Below are 15,525 nucleotides of genomic sequence, written 5' to 3' on the forward strand. Positions count from 1 at the left end.
GCTGATCGGCGCAGGAGGCTATCCGACACGGGAACGCCTCCGCAGGAGCAAATAGAGGAAGAACAGGCTGCCGATCACGCCGAGCACGTTGCCGACCGGGATCTCGAACGGCGCATTGACGATGCGGCCGATGACGTCGCAGGCCAGAACCAGCAGCGCACCACTGAGCGCGATCCACGGCAGCGTTCGTCTCAGATTGTCGCCCAGCGCCATGCTGACGAGATTGGGCACGATCAGGCCGACGAAGGGCACCACCCCGGCCGTTACCACCACCGAGGCCGTTACCATCGAGACGATGACAAGGCCGAGGGTGACGATGCGCCGATAGTTGAGGCCGAGATGGGTCGAGAATTCCTCGCTTATCCCGGCAAGGGTAAAGCGGTCTGCGGCGATGTAAGCTGCAATTGTCAGGCCGGCGGCAACCCACAGAACTTCGTACCTGCCGCGCAGCACGGCGGAAAAGTCACCGCTTGTCCAGGCGCCCATCGATTGCATCATGTCGTATCGGTAGGCGAAGAAGGCCGTTACGGCGCTGATGACGCCGCCGAGCATGATGCCGACGAGAGGCACCATCAATACAGAACGCAGCGGGATCTGTCGCAAAATGGCTAGGAACAGGGCGGTCCCGCCAAGCGCAAAAGCCCCGGCGACCAGCATCTTGCCCATGACCGGCAATTCTGGCGTCAGCAGCAGAACGGCAAGCATCCCCAGCCCGGCAGACTCCACCGTCCCGGCCGTAGACGGTTCGACGAACTTGTTGCGTGCCAGCATCTGCATGATCGTGCCGGAGACAGCCATTCCTGCGCCTGCCAGAATGAGCGCAAGGGTTCGCGGCAACCGGCTTGCCGAAATCACCATCACCGCTATGGCAATGTCAGCGCCGCCGCAGCCTGCATCGGCATTCAGACCTCCGGCATGAGCAGGATGCTTGGAGAGCTGCGCGATCACTATGGTGATCAGATCCTGATCCGCACGGGCAAAGCCATGCGCCCGACACCCTTCGCGGAGGATTTGCGGCTAAGATTGCGAGCATGGGCCAACGAAGCGGACATGCTTCTCGATCGCCCCCTTGAGCCCCCGCAACCAGTGATCGCTAGCCATGAAGGAAAGGATTGGCGCCGGGCATCGCTGCTGCCACGCGCACCGCTTTCAGTGACCAAGGACGAACCGCTCACAGCCGCGCCGACGCCCATCGGGATTGCCCATAAACTGGCTGCGATCGGCGACAATGCCGAGCCGCATCGGCGTCTTGCCCGCCATATCGCGCATGTCGCGCCAGGCCCCGGCCACGGCCGTCCGCTGACCGAGGAAGAAGCAGAGGATGCCTTCGGCATTCTACTGCGCGGCGAAGCTGATCCACTACAAGTCGGCGCTTTCCTCATCGCCATCCAGCATCGTAGTGCATCGGTGGCCGAATTAGCCGGCTTCGTCGCAGCGATCCGCTGGCATGTTTCCATAGCACTGCCGGCCTCTCTGCAGCCTGAACTCGACTGGCCTGCCTATCTTTCACCGAAATGGCGCGAGCCGCCATGGTTCATCCATGCCGCACGCCTTGTGGCCATGGCTGGGCACCGCATTCTCATACATGGTCATTTTGGCCAAGGCGCGGAGAGCGGCAAGCTGGAAGCTGCGGCGGAGGATGCCGGCATTCCAGTTTGCTTGATAGCGGATGACCTGAGCGATGCCTACACTCGGCACAACATCGCCTTCATGCCGCTCGGCGCGCTCTCACCGCAGGTACAAGCCCTGCTGGAACTCTATCCGCTGTTCGAGATGAGAACAGCGCTGAAAAACGCCGTCAACCTGATCAATCCGCTGGCGGCGCCGGTGACCGTCCTTGGCGCGGCGCAGGGCTCCCGCCGGGATCTCTATCGCAACGTCGCCGGCCTGTTGAAGATGCGTGAGCTTGCCGTGGTCGGCACCAACCGCGACTTTGCCCAGGTGCCGGCTGGCCGGCAGACAAAGCTGATGCGCCTCGTTGCCGGCTGTGAGCTAGACACTCACCTGCCTGCCCGCCGGCTCGAAATGAGCCCTGCGCCGACGTTGATGACCCAGCGTGAGTACTGGAACGCCTTATGGTCAGGCGCTGTTAGAGACCAGGAGGCGGAAGATGTTGTCCTGCATACCGCAGCGGCTGCTCTGCTCGCCCTCGCCCGCGACGCGGCAATGCCGTTCGACGACGCTTTGGAACAGGCGCGTCAACTGTGGCTGCAGCGCCGCCGCTGAAGCCACACTGCTTCTTTAAAAAGGCCGCCACATGACCGTGGCGGCCTTTTCGGCTATCGGCGCCGGATCTCCGATCAGAATTTTCCGGTCATCGATACGACGAAGGTCCGGCCGTTTTCCTTGAAGTTGGACTCGGCATTCGGCTGAGAGTCGAAGACGTTGTTCACCCCTGCCCTGAAGGTGAAGTTCTCATTGAAGTCGTATTTCGTCGACAGGCCGACGGTCGAATAGGGACTGACATTCTGCGCAGTCAACGTTTCCGGCTCCTGCACGTAGTCGACCTGCTTGCCGTACCAGTCGAGTGACGCGGTAAAGCTCAGATCTTCCCTCGCCTGCCAGGTGATTTCCGAATGCAGGGCATATTCGGGATCTGCCGAAAGCGGCATGCCCGTTTCGAGGTTCTTCGATTCGATCAAATAGGTGAACGAGTTCGTCCAGCTCAGCGTCTCGTGCAGCGGTACGGTCAGACCGCCCTCGATGCCCTGGCTACGGGCGCGATCGACATTGATCTGCTGCACATATTTGCGACCATCCGGCAGGATCAGCGAGGCGACGCGCGCTGAGGTGATCTTGTCCTTGATGTCATTGTAGAAGTAGGTGAGGCTACCTTGCCATGCGCCGTCGTCAAAGTAGAAGCCGGCTTCGTAGCTATCGCTGGTTTCCGGCTGCAGATCGGGATTGCCGACCATTTCGCAGGGACCGCCGACGGCACCGCATCCGCGTCCGCGCGAGGTCGTGACCCAATTGGGATCGAGTTGGCGCAGGTTCGGAGCCTTGAATGCCTGCGCCCAGCCCGCCTTGAAGGTCAGCGCGTCGGTCACGTCATAACCGAGATAGGCCCGTGGGCTGAAATGCGACCCGAACTTCTCGTGATAGTCATAACGCAGACCGGCCGTCAGCCGCAAACGATCGGTGAACTCGATCTGGTCCTCGCCGAATACCGCGCCGGTGAATACATCAGCCGACGGGGAACCGGACCTGCCGGTCACGGAATTTTCTCGCCCGAGATTGGCGGGATCATCCAGCTTTTCGTAGCGCAGCTCGCTGCCGACAATAATGTTGTGGGTCCAGAAATATTCGAACGGATTGAAGGTAAACTTGTTGTCCAAAAGGGTTTTGTAGGATGTGATATCGACATCCGAGACGCGGTTGCGGTTGGTCGCTTCCTCGTAGGACAGGACGGTGTTGGACCTCCCAAGGTCGAATTCGCCCTCGTGGGAGAGCGAAAGGGTTTTGCGTGTGATCTCGGTTTCGCTTTCGTCGACTTCCCCATCCGCCAGATAGGGTTCATAGCGCTCGCGCCCGTAACCGGCTTCGAGATCGAACGTTTGGTCGTCACTCGGCGTGAACGTCAGCTTCCCATTGATGTTGATATCCTCGGAGCCGTCCGGAACCTGAAGCTCGCTCCCATCGCCGGGCTCGTCGTTGTCCTTCTTGCTCCAGCTGTCATATGCGGAGAAGCTTAGCGTGTCCTGGATCACAGGCCCGCTTAAGTATCCACTCAGACGGCGCGTGATGCCGGTTTCATCACTATCTGGAAGCAGGATCTCGCTCGTTATGGAGCCCGTCCAGCGATCGCTGTTTTTCTTGGTGATGATATTGACGACGCCGCCGAGTGCGTCAGAGCCGTAGAGCGTGGACATCGGGCCGCGAACGACCTCAATACGCTCGATCGCCTCCAGCGGCACCCAGTCAAGGTCACCGTTATAGTGGCGCAGCGTGGTGGCAGCTGCGTTGACGCGCTTGCCGTCAATCAGGATCAGCGTATAGCCCTTGCCGAGGCCGCGCATGCTGATGCCGCGTGTCCCGTCGCTTCCGAAGCCGACATTAACGCCGGGCACGGTTCGGATCGCTTCCGAAACATCGGCGATTGCCTTCTTCTTCAGTTGGTCTTCGGAGAGGACCGAGATGCTTGCTGGGGCCGTGCGAATGTCCTGCTCATAGCCGCCGGCCGTGATGACGATTGCCTCCAACGTGGTAGCATCTTCCGCTTCGGAGATTTCCTGCGCGGTAGCGGCAGAGGTGAAAACGGTGCTGATCAGCAAGGCATTCAGCAGTCGGCTTCGGACGCTCGAAGCCAACGGGTCCGGGTGTTCTTCATAATTGCCCCTCAAACATGAATACTCCGGTCCACTTATTGTGGCAGGTTGAAGAGGGTCAATCGCTCTGATTTGGAATCGCTCTAAATTGCGGATTTCAGTAATTTTGAAAGTTTCTGGGCAGCGGCGCTGATATCCAATAAGAAGCCGCCGAAGGCAAACGGAGTTCTAAGGTGTTGAACGGATGTAAACCTACAACCTGCTATTCGGACTTCATCCGGCGGATTGCCGCAGTGAAGCTCAAACGAGCCGGGAGACGTGCGCTGCAACGGGGAAGTTGCGGCGCTATTTGTTTGGTGGTAATAATTACTACCAAACAAAGTGGAGGCATCTATGCCCAATGTTGAAAAAGTCAGCGTCTCGATGACCCCGCAACACGCAGAGCTGTTGCGCGATGCCGTTAATAGCGGCGCGTATGCCAGCGGGAGCGAAGTTGTACGCGAAGCCATGCGTGACTGGTCAGCCAAGTGGATGCAGAAGCGCGACGATATCGCTAAGCTACGTGCGATGTGGGAAGAAGGCAAAGCGAGCGGACCTGCCGTCGAAGTGGATTTTGATGCAGTGTTTGAGGAAGCTCGGCAGGAAGTAAAGTCTCCCGCTCCTCATGCCCGCTAAGCTACTCTGGACGCCGAAGGCGCGTGCCGACATTAAGAAAATTTACGTTGAGATAATTCGCGAACAGCCTCTCAGCGCGGAGCGATACTTTGCCAATTTTCGTAGCAAGGCAGAAATGCTCATCGCGCATCCGCGTTTGGGCGAGCGTCACCCGGAGGTATTCCGTACCGCTCGGATATTGGTCGAAGCGCCCTATGTCATACTTTACGAGACAAGGCCCGACTCCGACGACGGCCCTGTTCATGCAGTTGAGATCGTGCGAGTAGTGGACGGTCGGCGCGACCTGTCCGCTCTGTTTTGAGAGCCAAAGGGCTGCGATTAAGCTGTAAGCAAGGTCACGCGGTCTTGAACCATAATGGACCGCGACTAGGCTGTAGATCCGCTAAGGTACTAAAAACAAACCTACTCACATCAGCGTGATTTAGATGCAAAAACTGAGTTTCGGATCTCGGCTTAGAATACGGTTGAGTCTTATAAACGTCTCAGAGCCGTTCCCGACGTCGGATCTAAGGAGCCGCTAAATAGTGTAAGGTGTCGCGCGGAAGCGGTGAATGGCACGGTCGGGCTGTGATCTGAAATGTTGCCGCTGGAGAGACATGATCAGAAGAACAGCAGCGAAGCGATGAGCGCAGGCGTCATCACCACGGCGCCGACCTTGATAAACGCCCAGGCAGTTATGTCGATCCCTTCCCGACGAAGAGCGCTGAGCCACAATATTGTCGCAAGCGAGCCCGTAATCGACAGGTTGGGGCCAAGATCGACCCCGATTAGAACGGCCCCTGCCATCGCGTCGTTGGCTTGAGAGGCATGGACAACACTGCCGGCAACAAGTCCAGCCGGCAGATTGTTGACGAGGTTTGAAGCGAGCGCAACGACTGCTCCCGCAACCACCGTCCCTGATGCCGGATATCCCAACGCGACACTGGATAAAAGTGATGCGAGCCACTCGACCAGACCGAACTTCTCAAGTGCCTCGACAATCACGAACAGCCCGGCGACAAGCGGCAGAATGCTCCAGGAAATATCTCGCAGAAGCATTTGCGGCCCTTTACGTTCAAGCAGAAGGACCAGAGCTGTAGACAGGAGACCCGCGGCGAAGGTCGGCAGCTCGAGATCCCAACCAAGCACGGAGGATCCGATCATGACGATCGCAACCGCCACCAAAGCAATCCCAGTCAGGCGTGCGCCGGCCCCGAGGGCAATGGGCTCAGCGCTTACGAGAGTGTCGGCGGCAAGCGCCGAGCGCTGAGTCCAGTAGAGGGCGACAAAGGTCACCACAATCGCCGCGGTAGAAGGAAGAGCAAACATCGACAGCCAGCGTGTGAGTGGCGGCATGGTGCCGTTGCTGAAGATGACGAGATTTGCCGGATTGGAGATCGGCAGAACGAAACTGGCTGCGTTGGCGATGAAGGCGCAAATCAGAAGATAGGGCAGAGGGTCTTTGACCTTTGCGGCCCGGCAAGCCGCGTATACAGCGGGCGTCAATACGACGGCGGTCGCATCGTTGGACAGGAAGACGGTGGTCACGAAACCGACGGCATAGATCAGGACGAACAGGCGCCTCGGCGACCCGCGGGCGTGGGAGGTTGCGACGGACGCGAGCCAATCGAACAGCCCTTGCTGACGAGCAAGCTCCGACAGCATCATCATGCCGATGAGGAAGAGATAGACGTCGAACCCCTGGCAACACCGGACCACGCGTCGGAGTAGCCTATCGAGCCGACGGAAAGCAGAAGCAGCGCGCCACCGACTGCCCAGATTGCCTCCGGCCACCGATAGGGCCGCGTTACGACGCAGAGCACTGTTAGCGCCAAAATTCCCCAGGTCAGGATCATGATCATTTGCTCCGCGTCTCAGTAATGCGGCTGGTTGACTAGGACCACCGAGGGGGTGAGGGCTCAGTTACCGTCCTTCGCCGGCGGAGCAATGCTTTTATGGGCGGCAGCAAATGCTGCAAGAGCCAAGATTGCAACACCGCCATGCACCCAGTAGGCTAGACCATACCCCCGATATTCGTCAGCCATCCGGCGGCGACATTGCTGAGCGACGCCCCGACACCCTGAACCGTCATCACCGCGGCAAGCCCGACATTGAAGCGACCCGTTCCGGACAGGATACGCTCGGCCGCGATCGGCGTAGCGATGCCGATCAGCCCTGCGCCGACGCCGTCGAGGATCTGAACGGGATAGATGGACGCGAAGCCAGTGAACAATCCAGCAATCAACCCACGTACCGGCAGGGCCATCAGGGCGATCACGAAGACTGTGGCAAGTCCGAAGCGCCGGATCAGCAGGGGCGCCGCCAGCGCCATGGCAATCATCGACACCTGAGAAATGCCGGTGATAATAGCCGTCGTCCTGAACGGCGTGCCGAGCTGGATTGAGAAGTCCTGGGCAATCAGCCGGCTCATCGGAGCATTGCCGAAGTGGAAGATCATCAGCGTCACAGCCAGGAGGATAAGTCCTTTGCTGCCAGCGAGGACCGAAAACCCCGATGGTCCCGCTAAGCCGTCATCATGCCCGAGCCCGCGCGCCACCTTATGGTCGATCTCATCAGGATCGATCGCCGCGACGGCGGCAATCGCTGCTACCGCGGTCACGATCATCAGCCCAATGATCCCATTGATGCCGAAGGCCATGGTCACAAAATAGATGCCTGCAAGAGAGAAGACGTTGCCGACATGGTTCCAGAACTCGTTTCGCGAAACCTGACGGGAGAACGCTTTCTCGCCGACGAGCCCAAGCGTCAGGCCCATCAGTGCGGGCCCGACGATCGCTCCGACTACGGCGGTCGCGGACTGTCCGCCGAATACCGACCAGTTGTTTGGCGTAAACAACGTCCAAAGCGCCGCCCCGGTAACGAGCACGACCGGGATGACGATCAAAGCGCGCTTGTGACGCGATGAATCGATCCAGGCGCCGAACAGGGGCGTCGCGATCATCCCGAGCACGCCACCGATCGTCGCCAGCATTCCAAGGGTCATCGGAGACCATCCGCGGGTGGCAAGAAAGCCATCGAGAAATGGCCCCAACCCGTCGCGCGCGTCTGCAAGAAAGAAATTCAAAACGGCGAGCGCGACAAGCGAGCGGCCGGCAAGGTGGGGATATCGAGAGCGCTGCATGCCGGCCTCCGAAAGGAAGGATATGTGTGGAATTACGCGATGGCCGCCGTAAACGACGGATCGGAGGGACGGGTTCCAAGCCCCGGCCCACCCCGACATCAATTGACCTGATTAAGGTTTGGGGTGCTTCAGCATCTCGAGCGGCCCGCGATGTGGGGGCTTGCCTGCAGGTCCGAGCGCCTCGGTGCGTCCATCCTCATGAACGAGGTAGCTGCCACGCAGGAATCGGTCATCGAAGCGGCCCTGTACGGTGACCATTTCGCTTGAAGCGACAAGTTTACCGCCCTCGCCCTCCGCCCCGGTCTCGATAGCGCGCGGCCGGTGTCGTCCTGCACAATGGACTTGTTGCCGAAGATCTCGGCAACCTTGCCTTTAATCGTGACCAGGCTGTCATCCGCTATCGTGGAGATCGCGACTGGCGTCATAGGCGCCATCTCGACGCTCGGTTTCACCAGCTTCGTGGCGCCGGCGCCACCGGCCAGGCCGACGATGAGCGCGAGCGCCGCCAGTCCAAATGCAGCGGCATGTTTGCGCCCACGCTTGGGACGATGGCGCCGATGCGGTTCGGTCGGATCAACGGTGGCGAAAGCTTTTAGATAGCCTTCGCCAAGTTGGAGTGAAAGCTTCGGACGTGACCGACATTCTGATCACGCACATCCATACCGACCACACAGGAGGACTCGTAGAGGGTGGAAAGCCGGTATTCGCTAACGCTGTGGTGCATGTGGGTGAACCGGATCTCGTTTTTTCTCAATCCTGCAAACGCCCTTAAGACCGGGTATGCGGAGAAATAATTCGATGAAGCAAGAGAGACAATCCGTCTCTACCGGGCATTGGGGAAAGTGAAGTCGTTCCGCGATGGTGATTAGGTGTTGCCTGGTGTCTCGGCGTCTATTCATCCCGGGCACACCCCGGGCAGCGCATTTTTCACCGTCACTAGCCAAGACCAGTCGATCACTTTCATCGGTGATATGATCCATGTCGCAGCGCCCCACCTTCCCTTTCCTGGTATCGGCCGAATACGCGCGGAAGGAGATCGTGCTTTCTCTTGGCATCCGCTCGAAAACCGCAACCGCGCCGGCCGGTAGGCATTACCGATCGCGAACCCGTACGTGCGAACAGAGAAATCACCCCTCGGCTCCTTAGCTAGGGAAACCACATCACCATCTCTTTCGCTCTGCGCGGATAGACTTTGGACAAGCACAAGCGACAGATAGATGACTGAACTGGGGGCGTCTTCCCTCCTTCTCCCACATGTGTCCACTATCTCTGGAGCGGAAGGCGCTCTCCCGCGCGCACTGCTGCCTGCAGCCGATTACCCAATGGAGCCAGCGGGCAAACATAGCGAGACGAATAGGCGCATGACGGAAAGTAAGAGAAATTAAAATCCAGCGTGAGCGATCCGTCAGGCTGGACGTTTCCAAGATCCGCCCCCTTGATCGTATCAAGAAGATATCGGCCCCCACCATAAGTCTCTGTACCCGAGGTAGCATCGGTAAAGGGTAAGAAAACGCCACCGCCGTAACCCTCTATCCAATAGAGGGTTAGTTCGCCTCCCAAACGCGTATCAAGTCCCTCAGTGCGAGCGAACGCTCTAATCGACACCTCTCCGTCCGCACCGGTTGCGATGGTGAGACGTTCAGGCTTCGCTGAAGCCAGCCGTGTCGCGATACGAAGTGCAGGATCATATGCAAAGGTTGTCGGCCCTGCATAGACTTCGCGATCCTCCAGTTCGATGGGTGACTGAGGATGGGTCCGAAACAGCGTAGTACGTGTATCGCACCATACCTGCCACGCCGCGCTTGCGTCCGCATTAGAACGCACTTCGTGATAAAGATCGGCAATCTTCTGACGCCATTGCCATAGTTGCTCAGCTTCACTCATTCCACTTTCTTCCTTCAAAAGTTAGTTTTACGGTCAACTCGGATAGCCGTCTCTGCGGCGTTCACGGGCGGTCAGCAGTCTCAGCCAGCGGATCGCCGCTCAGCAGATAATTTGCCAAGGCCGAGACATCCTCTCCGAGCGAGCGATCTTCCTGCAAGGCAGGCGCCATGCTTCGGATCATGTCATGGGTCCTGCGGGTGCCCGCCCCGCAGCGATGCCCCTGCCGCAGATCGACGGCCTGGGCCGCCGCCGCCATTTCGCAGGCGATCAGCAGCCGCCAGGAGGTCAGCATCTCGCCGAGCTTGCGGACGGTGAGCAGTGACTGCGTCGCATGATCCTCGACGCCTTCGGAGACGGGGAGAAAGTCCAGCATGACGGGGTTCGCCCCGTGGCGGATCGAGGCCTTCAGGGCGGTCACGGTCTTCTGCATCGGCACGAAGCCGGCAGACGGACCGCCGACCGGCGAAAGATAACGAGGCAGGCCATTGCGACCGGGACCGGTCAACTGGATGAAGCGTGCGGCCGAAGCTGCAGCCGCCTGTGCCAAGGCGAGCCCGAGGTTTTCGAACGCCAGGGAAAGTGCCGGCGTATGGAAATTGCCGGTCGAGAGAACCCTCCTCTCCTCGACGATAACCAGTGGATTGTCGGCAGCGGAATTGAGCTCAAGCTCCACCGCACGTTCGGCGCGCTCCAGCGCATCGGCAAGCGCACCATGGATCGATGCGATGCAGCGCAGGCTGAGCGGATCCTGGATCGCCGTGTTTGCTTCGTGGAGGGACGATCCGTCCAATGCCTTCCTTAGCGCGCGGGCTTCCTTGACCTGGCCCGGTCCTGGCCGGGCGATCTGGATAGCGGCTGCGAGGATGGCCGGGTTGCCGGCCATGCCTTCGAAGCTCAGCGCCGCCGCCTGCCTCTGCCAGCCGAGGAGACGTCCAAGGTCGTGCAGGACCAGAGCCCCCTCGCCCGCCGATACCGCTGATGCATTGAGCAAGGCAATCCCGTCCTTCGGCTGCAGGATTGAGGGCTTGAGGCCGGCACGCGCGAGCGCCTCCGAGGCGGGCAGTACCTCGCCGTGATATTCGGCCTCTCCCTCGCCGACGAGAACGCGCGCCATGGCCGAGAGAAGGACGAGGTCGCCGGCGCCGATGGAGCCGATCGAGCGCATCACAGGATGCACGCCGGCGTTGAGGAGAGCTAGCAAGGCCTCGAAAACACCGGGCGATATGCCCGATCCACCGACGGCGAGCATGGCAAGCCGCGCGGCGATGACCGCACGGGTCACGTCACGCGAAAGCGGTTCACCGACGGCCATTCCCCTGCCCTGGATCAGTTGCAGCTGGAAGGCCGCAAATTCGTCGGTAACGGCGGTCTTCAGATTGGCGCCAAGGCCGGTATTCATGCCGTAGATCGGTTGGCCGGAGGCTGCCACGCTTTCGAGCACGAGCCGTGCCTCCACGAGACGGGCAAGCACATGCTCGTCGGCCGCAACCTGCACCTGGTTCCGGGCGATCGTCGCGATATCCGCAATCGAGACGCCCGAACCCGCCAGCCGGATCGTCGTCATGCGAAACGAAGCCTCTGCCCGAGATTGGCGGCCTTGGCTTTTTCGAGAAGTGCCGAGCCAAGCGCGATATCACTGAGGGATAGGCCGCGATGCCACAAGAGAATGGTCTCCTCGTCGCTCTGGCGGCCGGGCTTCAGACCGGCGACGATCTGGCCGAGTTCCGCATGCAGGGTCTGTTCGGAAAGCTTTCCGGCTTCCACATGCGCGCGCAGCGAGCCGAGCTTGCCGCCCTTGCACTGACCCCAGTCGTCAACCACCAGCTTGTCCATGATGTCGGTCAGCGACAGCTCGACCGCGCTCATGGTGCCGTAAGGCACGACGAAGGCGCCCTTCTTGATCCATTCCGTCTTCAGCATCGGTTCCGGCGCGTTGAGCCGTGATGCCTCGACGACAATGTCGGCGCCTTCGACGCAATCGCGCCAGTTGTCGGTCACGGTGATCTTCTTGCCGAGGTCTTCCTCAAGCGTGGCGCCGAAGGCGTCGCGGCTTTCCGGGCGGCGCGAATGGACGCGGATCTCGTCGAAATCGAAGAGGTGGTCGAGCAGCCGCACGTTCCAGTAGGCGGTGCCGCGCGCGCCGATATGGCCGAGCACTTTCGATCCCTTTCGGGCAAGATGTTTCGCGCCCATTGCGGTGACCGCGCCGGTGCGCATGTCGGTGATGGCGGTCGCGTCGAGGATCGCCTTCGGCACGCCGGTGCGCGGATCGAAGAGATTGAGCACGCCGAATTCCGACGGATAGCCAAGCTTATAGTTGTCGACATAGTCGCCGACGACCTTAATGCCTGCCAGACCGAGCGGCGCCACATAACCGCGCAGCACGTTGAAGTGACCGTGGAAGCTTGCATCCGGTTCCAGATGCACGCGCGGTTCGATCACGGTCTCTTGCCTGCCCTGCGCGCCGAGCGATGTCTCGATCGCACCCAGGATCTCGTCATTGGAAAGGTCGAGCGCATCAATGTCGAAGGCGTTGAGATAGTCGATGTAGATTGGGTCCATTGTGATCTCACTTCATCCTTTGTTGGGCAAGGCAACGCCGAGATTTGTTCGTAACGTCCTGCCCTCGTACTCTTCCCGAAACAGGCCACGGCGCTGCAGTTCCGGCACGACCAGCGTGACGAAGTCTTCAAGCCCCGAGGGAAACAGTGGTGCCATAACGTTGAACCCGTCGGCAGCACCGTCGAGAAAGCGCTCTTCCATGGCATCGGCGACCTGGGCCGGCGTGCCGACCACCTGCCAATGGCCGCGGGCGCCGGCGAAATGCCGGGCCAGTTCGCGGATCGACAACCCTTCGCGCTTGCCAAGATCGATGATCAGCTGCTGCCGGCTCTGGATCAGATTGGTCTGCGGCATTTCGGGCAAGGGACCGTCGAGCGGATAGGCGGAAAGATCCTGGATGCTGAGATAGCTTGCAAGCAGCGCTACGCCGACAGCATCGGGAATAAGGTCCTGCAGGGCGCGGTATTTGGCTTTCGCCTCGTCTTCGGTGGCACCGATGATTGGAGAGATGCCCGGCATGACCTTCAGGTCATCATGCCCGCGGCCATATTTCGCAAGCCGTGCCTTCACGTCGGCGTAGTAGGCCTGGGCTTCCGCCTTGGTCTGCGAGGCGGCAAAAACGACGTCTGCGGTGCGCGCTGCGAGATCCTTGCCGACATCCGAGGCGCCGGCCTGCACCATGATCGGTCGGCCCTGCGGCGAGCGCTGGCTCTCGAGAATTCCATCGATGGCGAAGTGCTTGCCGTGCCGATGGACAGGATGAAGCTTGGACCGATCCGCAAAAGCTTCACCGTCGGCCGGGAGGTAGGACCCGTTTTCCACGCTGTCCCACAGCGCCAGCGCCGCATCGGCAAATTCTTCTGCGCGTTCGTAACGTTCGGAATGAGGGCGCAGGCCGCTGGACGCAAAATTTTCCGCCTCCAGTTCACTTGCGGAGGTGACGAGGTTCCAGCCTGCGCGGCCTCCGCTCAACTGATCGAGCGCTGCGAAGCTGCGGGCAAGCCCATAAGGCTCCGTATAACTGGTCGATGCCGTCGCCACGAGGCCGACATGGGATGTGTTGACGGCGATTGCGGCAAGAAGGCTCAGCGGTTCGAAGGCCGTCGAGCGGGCGGCCTGGCTGGCGAGATCCGGATTGCGCTCGCGAATGGCTGCCGCGTCCTCGATGAAGATCATGTCGAACTTGCCGCGTTCGGCGATCCTGGCGAGCTGGATGAAATGGTCGATATCGCTGCCGGCCCGCGCATGTGCATCCGGATGCCGCCAGGCCGCGATATGATGACCACCCGCCATCAGGAAGGCACCGAGTTTTATCTGAGGTCTGCTCATCGCGAGATCTCCTCACCAAGGGCAGAGGGGTGCACCGATTGCGCAAGGCCGAGCCTGTCACGTAAGGTCGTGCCGGCGTTGGGGCCGGTCATCCCGCGCTGCCTGAGTTCGGGGGCAATTTCGGAGATGAAACGCTGGCTGATCTTCAGGGTCGGCGGGAAAATGGTGAAACCATCCAATCCGGCAGCCGCTGCCAATTCCAGCAACTGATCGGTGATTTCTCCGGTCGTCCCGGCGATGCGGACTGCCTGATCGTAGCCAGGAAATCCTGATGCATCATCCGTTCCCTGTGAGCCGGACACGATGATCGGGACGATGCTGGCCAAAAGCCGGATGCCGCGCCTCGAACGACCTGCTGCCTCTACGGCCTTGACGGCGTGAGCCGCTGCCGTGACGAGCCCATCGGCCGTCTCCGCCTGCAGCAGAAGCAGGTCGCCGGTTCTGGCCGCGAGGGCCTTGTTGCTGTCTGCCAGAAGGTGGGCAACGAGCGGCCTGCCCTGGGGCGAGCGATTGACGTTGAGCGGGCCGCGGACGGAAAAATGTGGGCCCTTGTGATACGCGACATGCATCTTCGACGGATCGAAGAAACGGCCGGCCCTCTTGTCGTAGAGGAAGGCATCATCCTCAAAACTGTCCCAGAGAGCCGTGACGACATCCACATATTCGCTCTCGCGACCGGCATCGCTGTCGTCCGTAACGACCAGCCATCCCGCTCGCCCTTTACTGATAAGATCCAGCGACGCAAAACGGCGGGCGAGGTTATAGGGCTCGTGCTGAACCGTGGACGCCGCCGCGATGATGCCGATCCGGCCTGCGCGTGTCGCCAGTGCCGAGGCAGACAGTGTTGGCTCGAAGGGCACTGCCACCGACGAAAGATCGTTCACGGGACGAAGGCCGAGCCGATCTGACAGCAGGACGAAGTCGAAGCCCGCCGCCTCGGCGGCAGCGACTTGACCCAGCAACGCATCGAACCCGAGAAGCCGCGCGTCAGGCGCCTGTCGCCAGGCGTCCGGATCATGGCCGAAGGGGAGAGCGAATAGCCGAGCAACATCAGGATGCAGCCTCTATGCTGACGCAGATCTCGTCGACCTTCTCGTTAAAGAAGGAGATCAGGCCGGCAATCTTGGCGCTCTCGTCAAGGGGTTTCGGATGGGTCCAGACGATATCGTCGTGCCGTTTGCCGTCCAGCTCGAAATGGAAATAGGAGGCGGTCCCCTTATAGGGGCAGTATGTCTTCAGTTCGCTCTCTACGAGCCTTCCCGCGACGATGTCCTCGGCGGGGAAATAGTAGCGGGTGATGAGCCCGGTCTCGAACAGGAAGATCGCACGATTGCTGCGCGCGGCAAGCCGGCCGTCGACGAAGACCTCGACCAGACGCGAACTCGGGATCGTATCGACCCGCTTATGAACGTTGCGCGGATGACGGAAGATTTCCTCATCCTCCTCGAACCAGAGAACGGCGGACCATTCCACCGTGACGAAGCCGGCAAGCTCGTGTCGCCCGATGGCTGATCCGTCGAAGGACCATGCCTTGGACGTGCCGATCCCGGCCACGTCGAAGACCTGTCTTTCTCCCAGAAGCGGCGAGGCCTCGCCCTTTGCGGCCGGAGACAGGATATCGGCAAGAAAGTCGCTCTTCGGCAAGTAATAGACCGGATGGCCGCCATTCTCGTAGATCACGATCGCGCC

Annotated in this window: 11 protein-coding genes and 4 pseudogenes; 4 read left to right on the forward strand and 11 right to left on the reverse strand. The window is 60.4% G+C overall.

Translation table 11 applies throughout. The features are described 5' to 3' along the window. Positions 1-18: 18 nt before the first annotated feature. Positions 19-891 (reverse strand): annotated as a pseudogene (locus N7E02_RS05095) (ABC transporter permease); the annotation flags it as partial. Positions 892-915: 24 nt separating this feature from the next. Here N7E02_RS05095 and N7E02_RS05100 point away from each other — a divergent pair. After that, positions 916-2,226, forward strand: a complete 1,311-nt coding sequence (locus tag N7E02_RS05100) for a glycosyl transferase family protein (RefSeq protein ID WP_286578958.1) — start codon at positions 916-918, stop codon at positions 2,224-2,226. A gap of 74 nt (positions 2,227-2,300) precedes the next feature. Here N7E02_RS05100 and N7E02_RS05105 read toward each other — a convergent pair whose 3' ends face one another. Continuing rightward, a complete protein-coding gene (locus N7E02_RS05105; RefSeq protein ID WP_286578959.1) occupies positions 2,301-4,271 on the reverse strand; it encodes a TonB-dependent receptor domain-containing protein in 1,971 nt (656 codons plus the stop codon). A gap of 387 nt (positions 4,272-4,658) precedes the next feature. Here N7E02_RS05105 and N7E02_RS05110 point away from each other — a divergent pair, with 387 nt between their 5' ends. Further along, positions 4,659-4,940, forward strand: a complete 282-nt coding sequence (locus N7E02_RS05110; protein ID WP_286578960.1) for a ribbon-helix-helix domain-containing protein — start codon at positions 4,659-4,661, stop codon at positions 4,938-4,940. Beyond that, entirely contained in the window at positions 4,930-5,241 is a 312-nt protein-coding gene (locus N7E02_RS05115) for a type II toxin-antitoxin system RelE/ParE family toxin (protein ID WP_286578961.1), read from the forward strand. The genes N7E02_RS05110 and N7E02_RS05115 overlap by 11 nt, the downstream gene beginning before the upstream one ends. Before the next feature lie 299 nt (positions 5,242-5,540). On the opposite strand, the pseudogene N7E02_RS05120 reads toward N7E02_RS05115, so the two are convergent. From N7E02_RS05120 to N7E02_RS05130, 3 pseudogenes are all read right to left on the reverse strand, one after another. After that, positions 5,541-6,775 (reverse strand): annotated as a pseudogene (locus N7E02_RS05120) (arsenic transporter). A gap of 63 nt (positions 6,776-6,838) precedes the next feature. Next, positions 6,839-8,061: pseudogene (locus N7E02_RS05125) on the reverse strand (MFS transporter). A gap of 111 nt (positions 8,062-8,172) precedes the next feature. Next, positions 8,173-8,645: pseudogene (locus tag N7E02_RS05130) on the reverse strand (hypothetical protein); the annotation flags it as partial. On the opposite strand from N7E02_RS05130, the gene N7E02_RS05135 reads away from it, so the two are divergent. Then, on the forward strand, positions 8,576-8,833 hold the full coding sequence (locus N7E02_RS05135) for an MBL fold metallo-hydrolase (protein WP_286578962.1): 258 nt from the start codon (positions 8,576-8,578) through the stop codon (positions 8,831-8,833). The pseudogene N7E02_RS05130 and the gene N7E02_RS05135 overlap by 70 nt on opposite strands. 491 nt (positions 8,834-9,324) lie before the next feature. Here N7E02_RS05135 and N7E02_RS05140 read toward each other — a convergent pair whose 3' ends face one another. From N7E02_RS05140 to N7E02_RS05165, 6 genes are all read right to left on the reverse strand, one after another. Beyond that, positions 9,325-9,945, reverse strand: coding sequence for a DUF1684 domain-containing protein (locus tag N7E02_RS05140; RefSeq protein ID WP_286578963.1), 621 nt, complete (start codon positions 9,943-9,945; stop codon positions 9,325-9,327). A gap of 61 nt (positions 9,946-10,006) precedes the next feature. Beyond that, entirely contained in the window at positions 10,007-11,509 is a 1,503-nt protein-coding gene (locus N7E02_RS05145) for an HAL/PAL/TAL family ammonia-lyase (protein WP_286578964.1), read from the reverse strand. Further along, on the reverse strand, positions 11,506-12,507 hold the full coding sequence (locus tag N7E02_RS05150) for an ornithine cyclodeaminase family protein (protein WP_286578965.1): 1,002 nt from the start codon (positions 12,505-12,507) through the stop codon (positions 11,506-11,508). Before N7E02_RS05150 ends, N7E02_RS05145 begins: the two co-directional genes overlap by 4 nt. A 12-nt stretch (positions 12,508-12,519) precedes the next feature. Further along, positions 12,520-13,836: an LLM class flavin-dependent oxidoreductase gene (locus N7E02_RS05155; RefSeq protein WP_286578966.1), complete on the reverse strand. Its 1,317-nt coding sequence runs from the start codon at positions 13,834-13,836 to the stop codon at positions 12,520-12,522. Beyond that, the gene (locus N7E02_RS05160; protein ID WP_286578967.1) at positions 13,833-14,798 is read right to left on the reverse strand and encodes an LLM class flavin-dependent oxidoreductase; all 966 of its coding nucleotides are present in this window, start codon (positions 14,796-14,798) and stop codon (positions 13,833-13,835) included. Before N7E02_RS05160 ends, N7E02_RS05155 begins: the two co-directional genes overlap by 4 nt. Before the next feature lie 88 nt (positions 14,799-14,886). Next, positions 14,887-15,516 carry a DUF427 domain-containing protein gene (locus tag N7E02_RS05165; protein ID WP_286578968.1) on the reverse strand — a complete coding sequence of 210 codons (630 nt, stop codon included), beginning with the start codon at positions 15,514-15,516 and terminating at the stop codon, positions 14,887-14,889. Positions 15,517-15,525 lie beyond the last annotated feature (9 nt).

The sequence above is a fragment of the Terrirhizobium terrae genome (assembly GCF_030323265.1).
GTDB lineage: Bacteria > Pseudomonadota > Alphaproteobacteria > Rhizobiales > Rhizobiaceae > Neorhizobium.

Coding starts and splice junctions, on each gene's coding strand:
- N7E02_RS05100 (WP_286578958.1), top strand. CDS start 916: ATGAGCAGGATGCTTGGAGAGCTGCGCGATCACTATGGTGATCAGATC.
- N7E02_RS05110 (WP_286578960.1), top strand. CDS start 4,659: ATGCCCAATGTTGAAAAAGTCAGCGTCTCGATGACCCCGCAACACGCA.
- N7E02_RS05115 (WP_286578961.1), top strand. CDS start 4,930: ATGCCCGCTAAGCTACTCTGGACGCCGAAGGCGCGTGCCGACATTAAG.
- N7E02_RS05135 (WP_286578962.1), top strand. CDS start 8,576: ATGCAGCGGCATGTTTGCGCCCACGCTTGGGACGATGGCGCCGATGCG.
- N7E02_RS05140 (WP_286578963.1), bottom strand. CDS start 9,945: ATGAGTGAAGCTGAGCAACTATGGCAATGGCGTCAGAAGATTGCCGAT.
- N7E02_RS05145 (WP_286578964.1), bottom strand. CDS start 11,509: ATGACGACGATCCGGCTGGCGGGTTCGGGCGTCTCGATTGCGGATATC.
- N7E02_RS05150 (WP_286578965.1), bottom strand. CDS start 12,507: ATGGACCCAATCTACATCGACTATCTCAACGCCTTCGACATTGATGCG.
- N7E02_RS05155 (WP_286578966.1), bottom strand. CDS start 13,836: ATGAGCAGACCTCAGATAAAACTCGGTGCCTTCCTGATGGCGGGTGGT.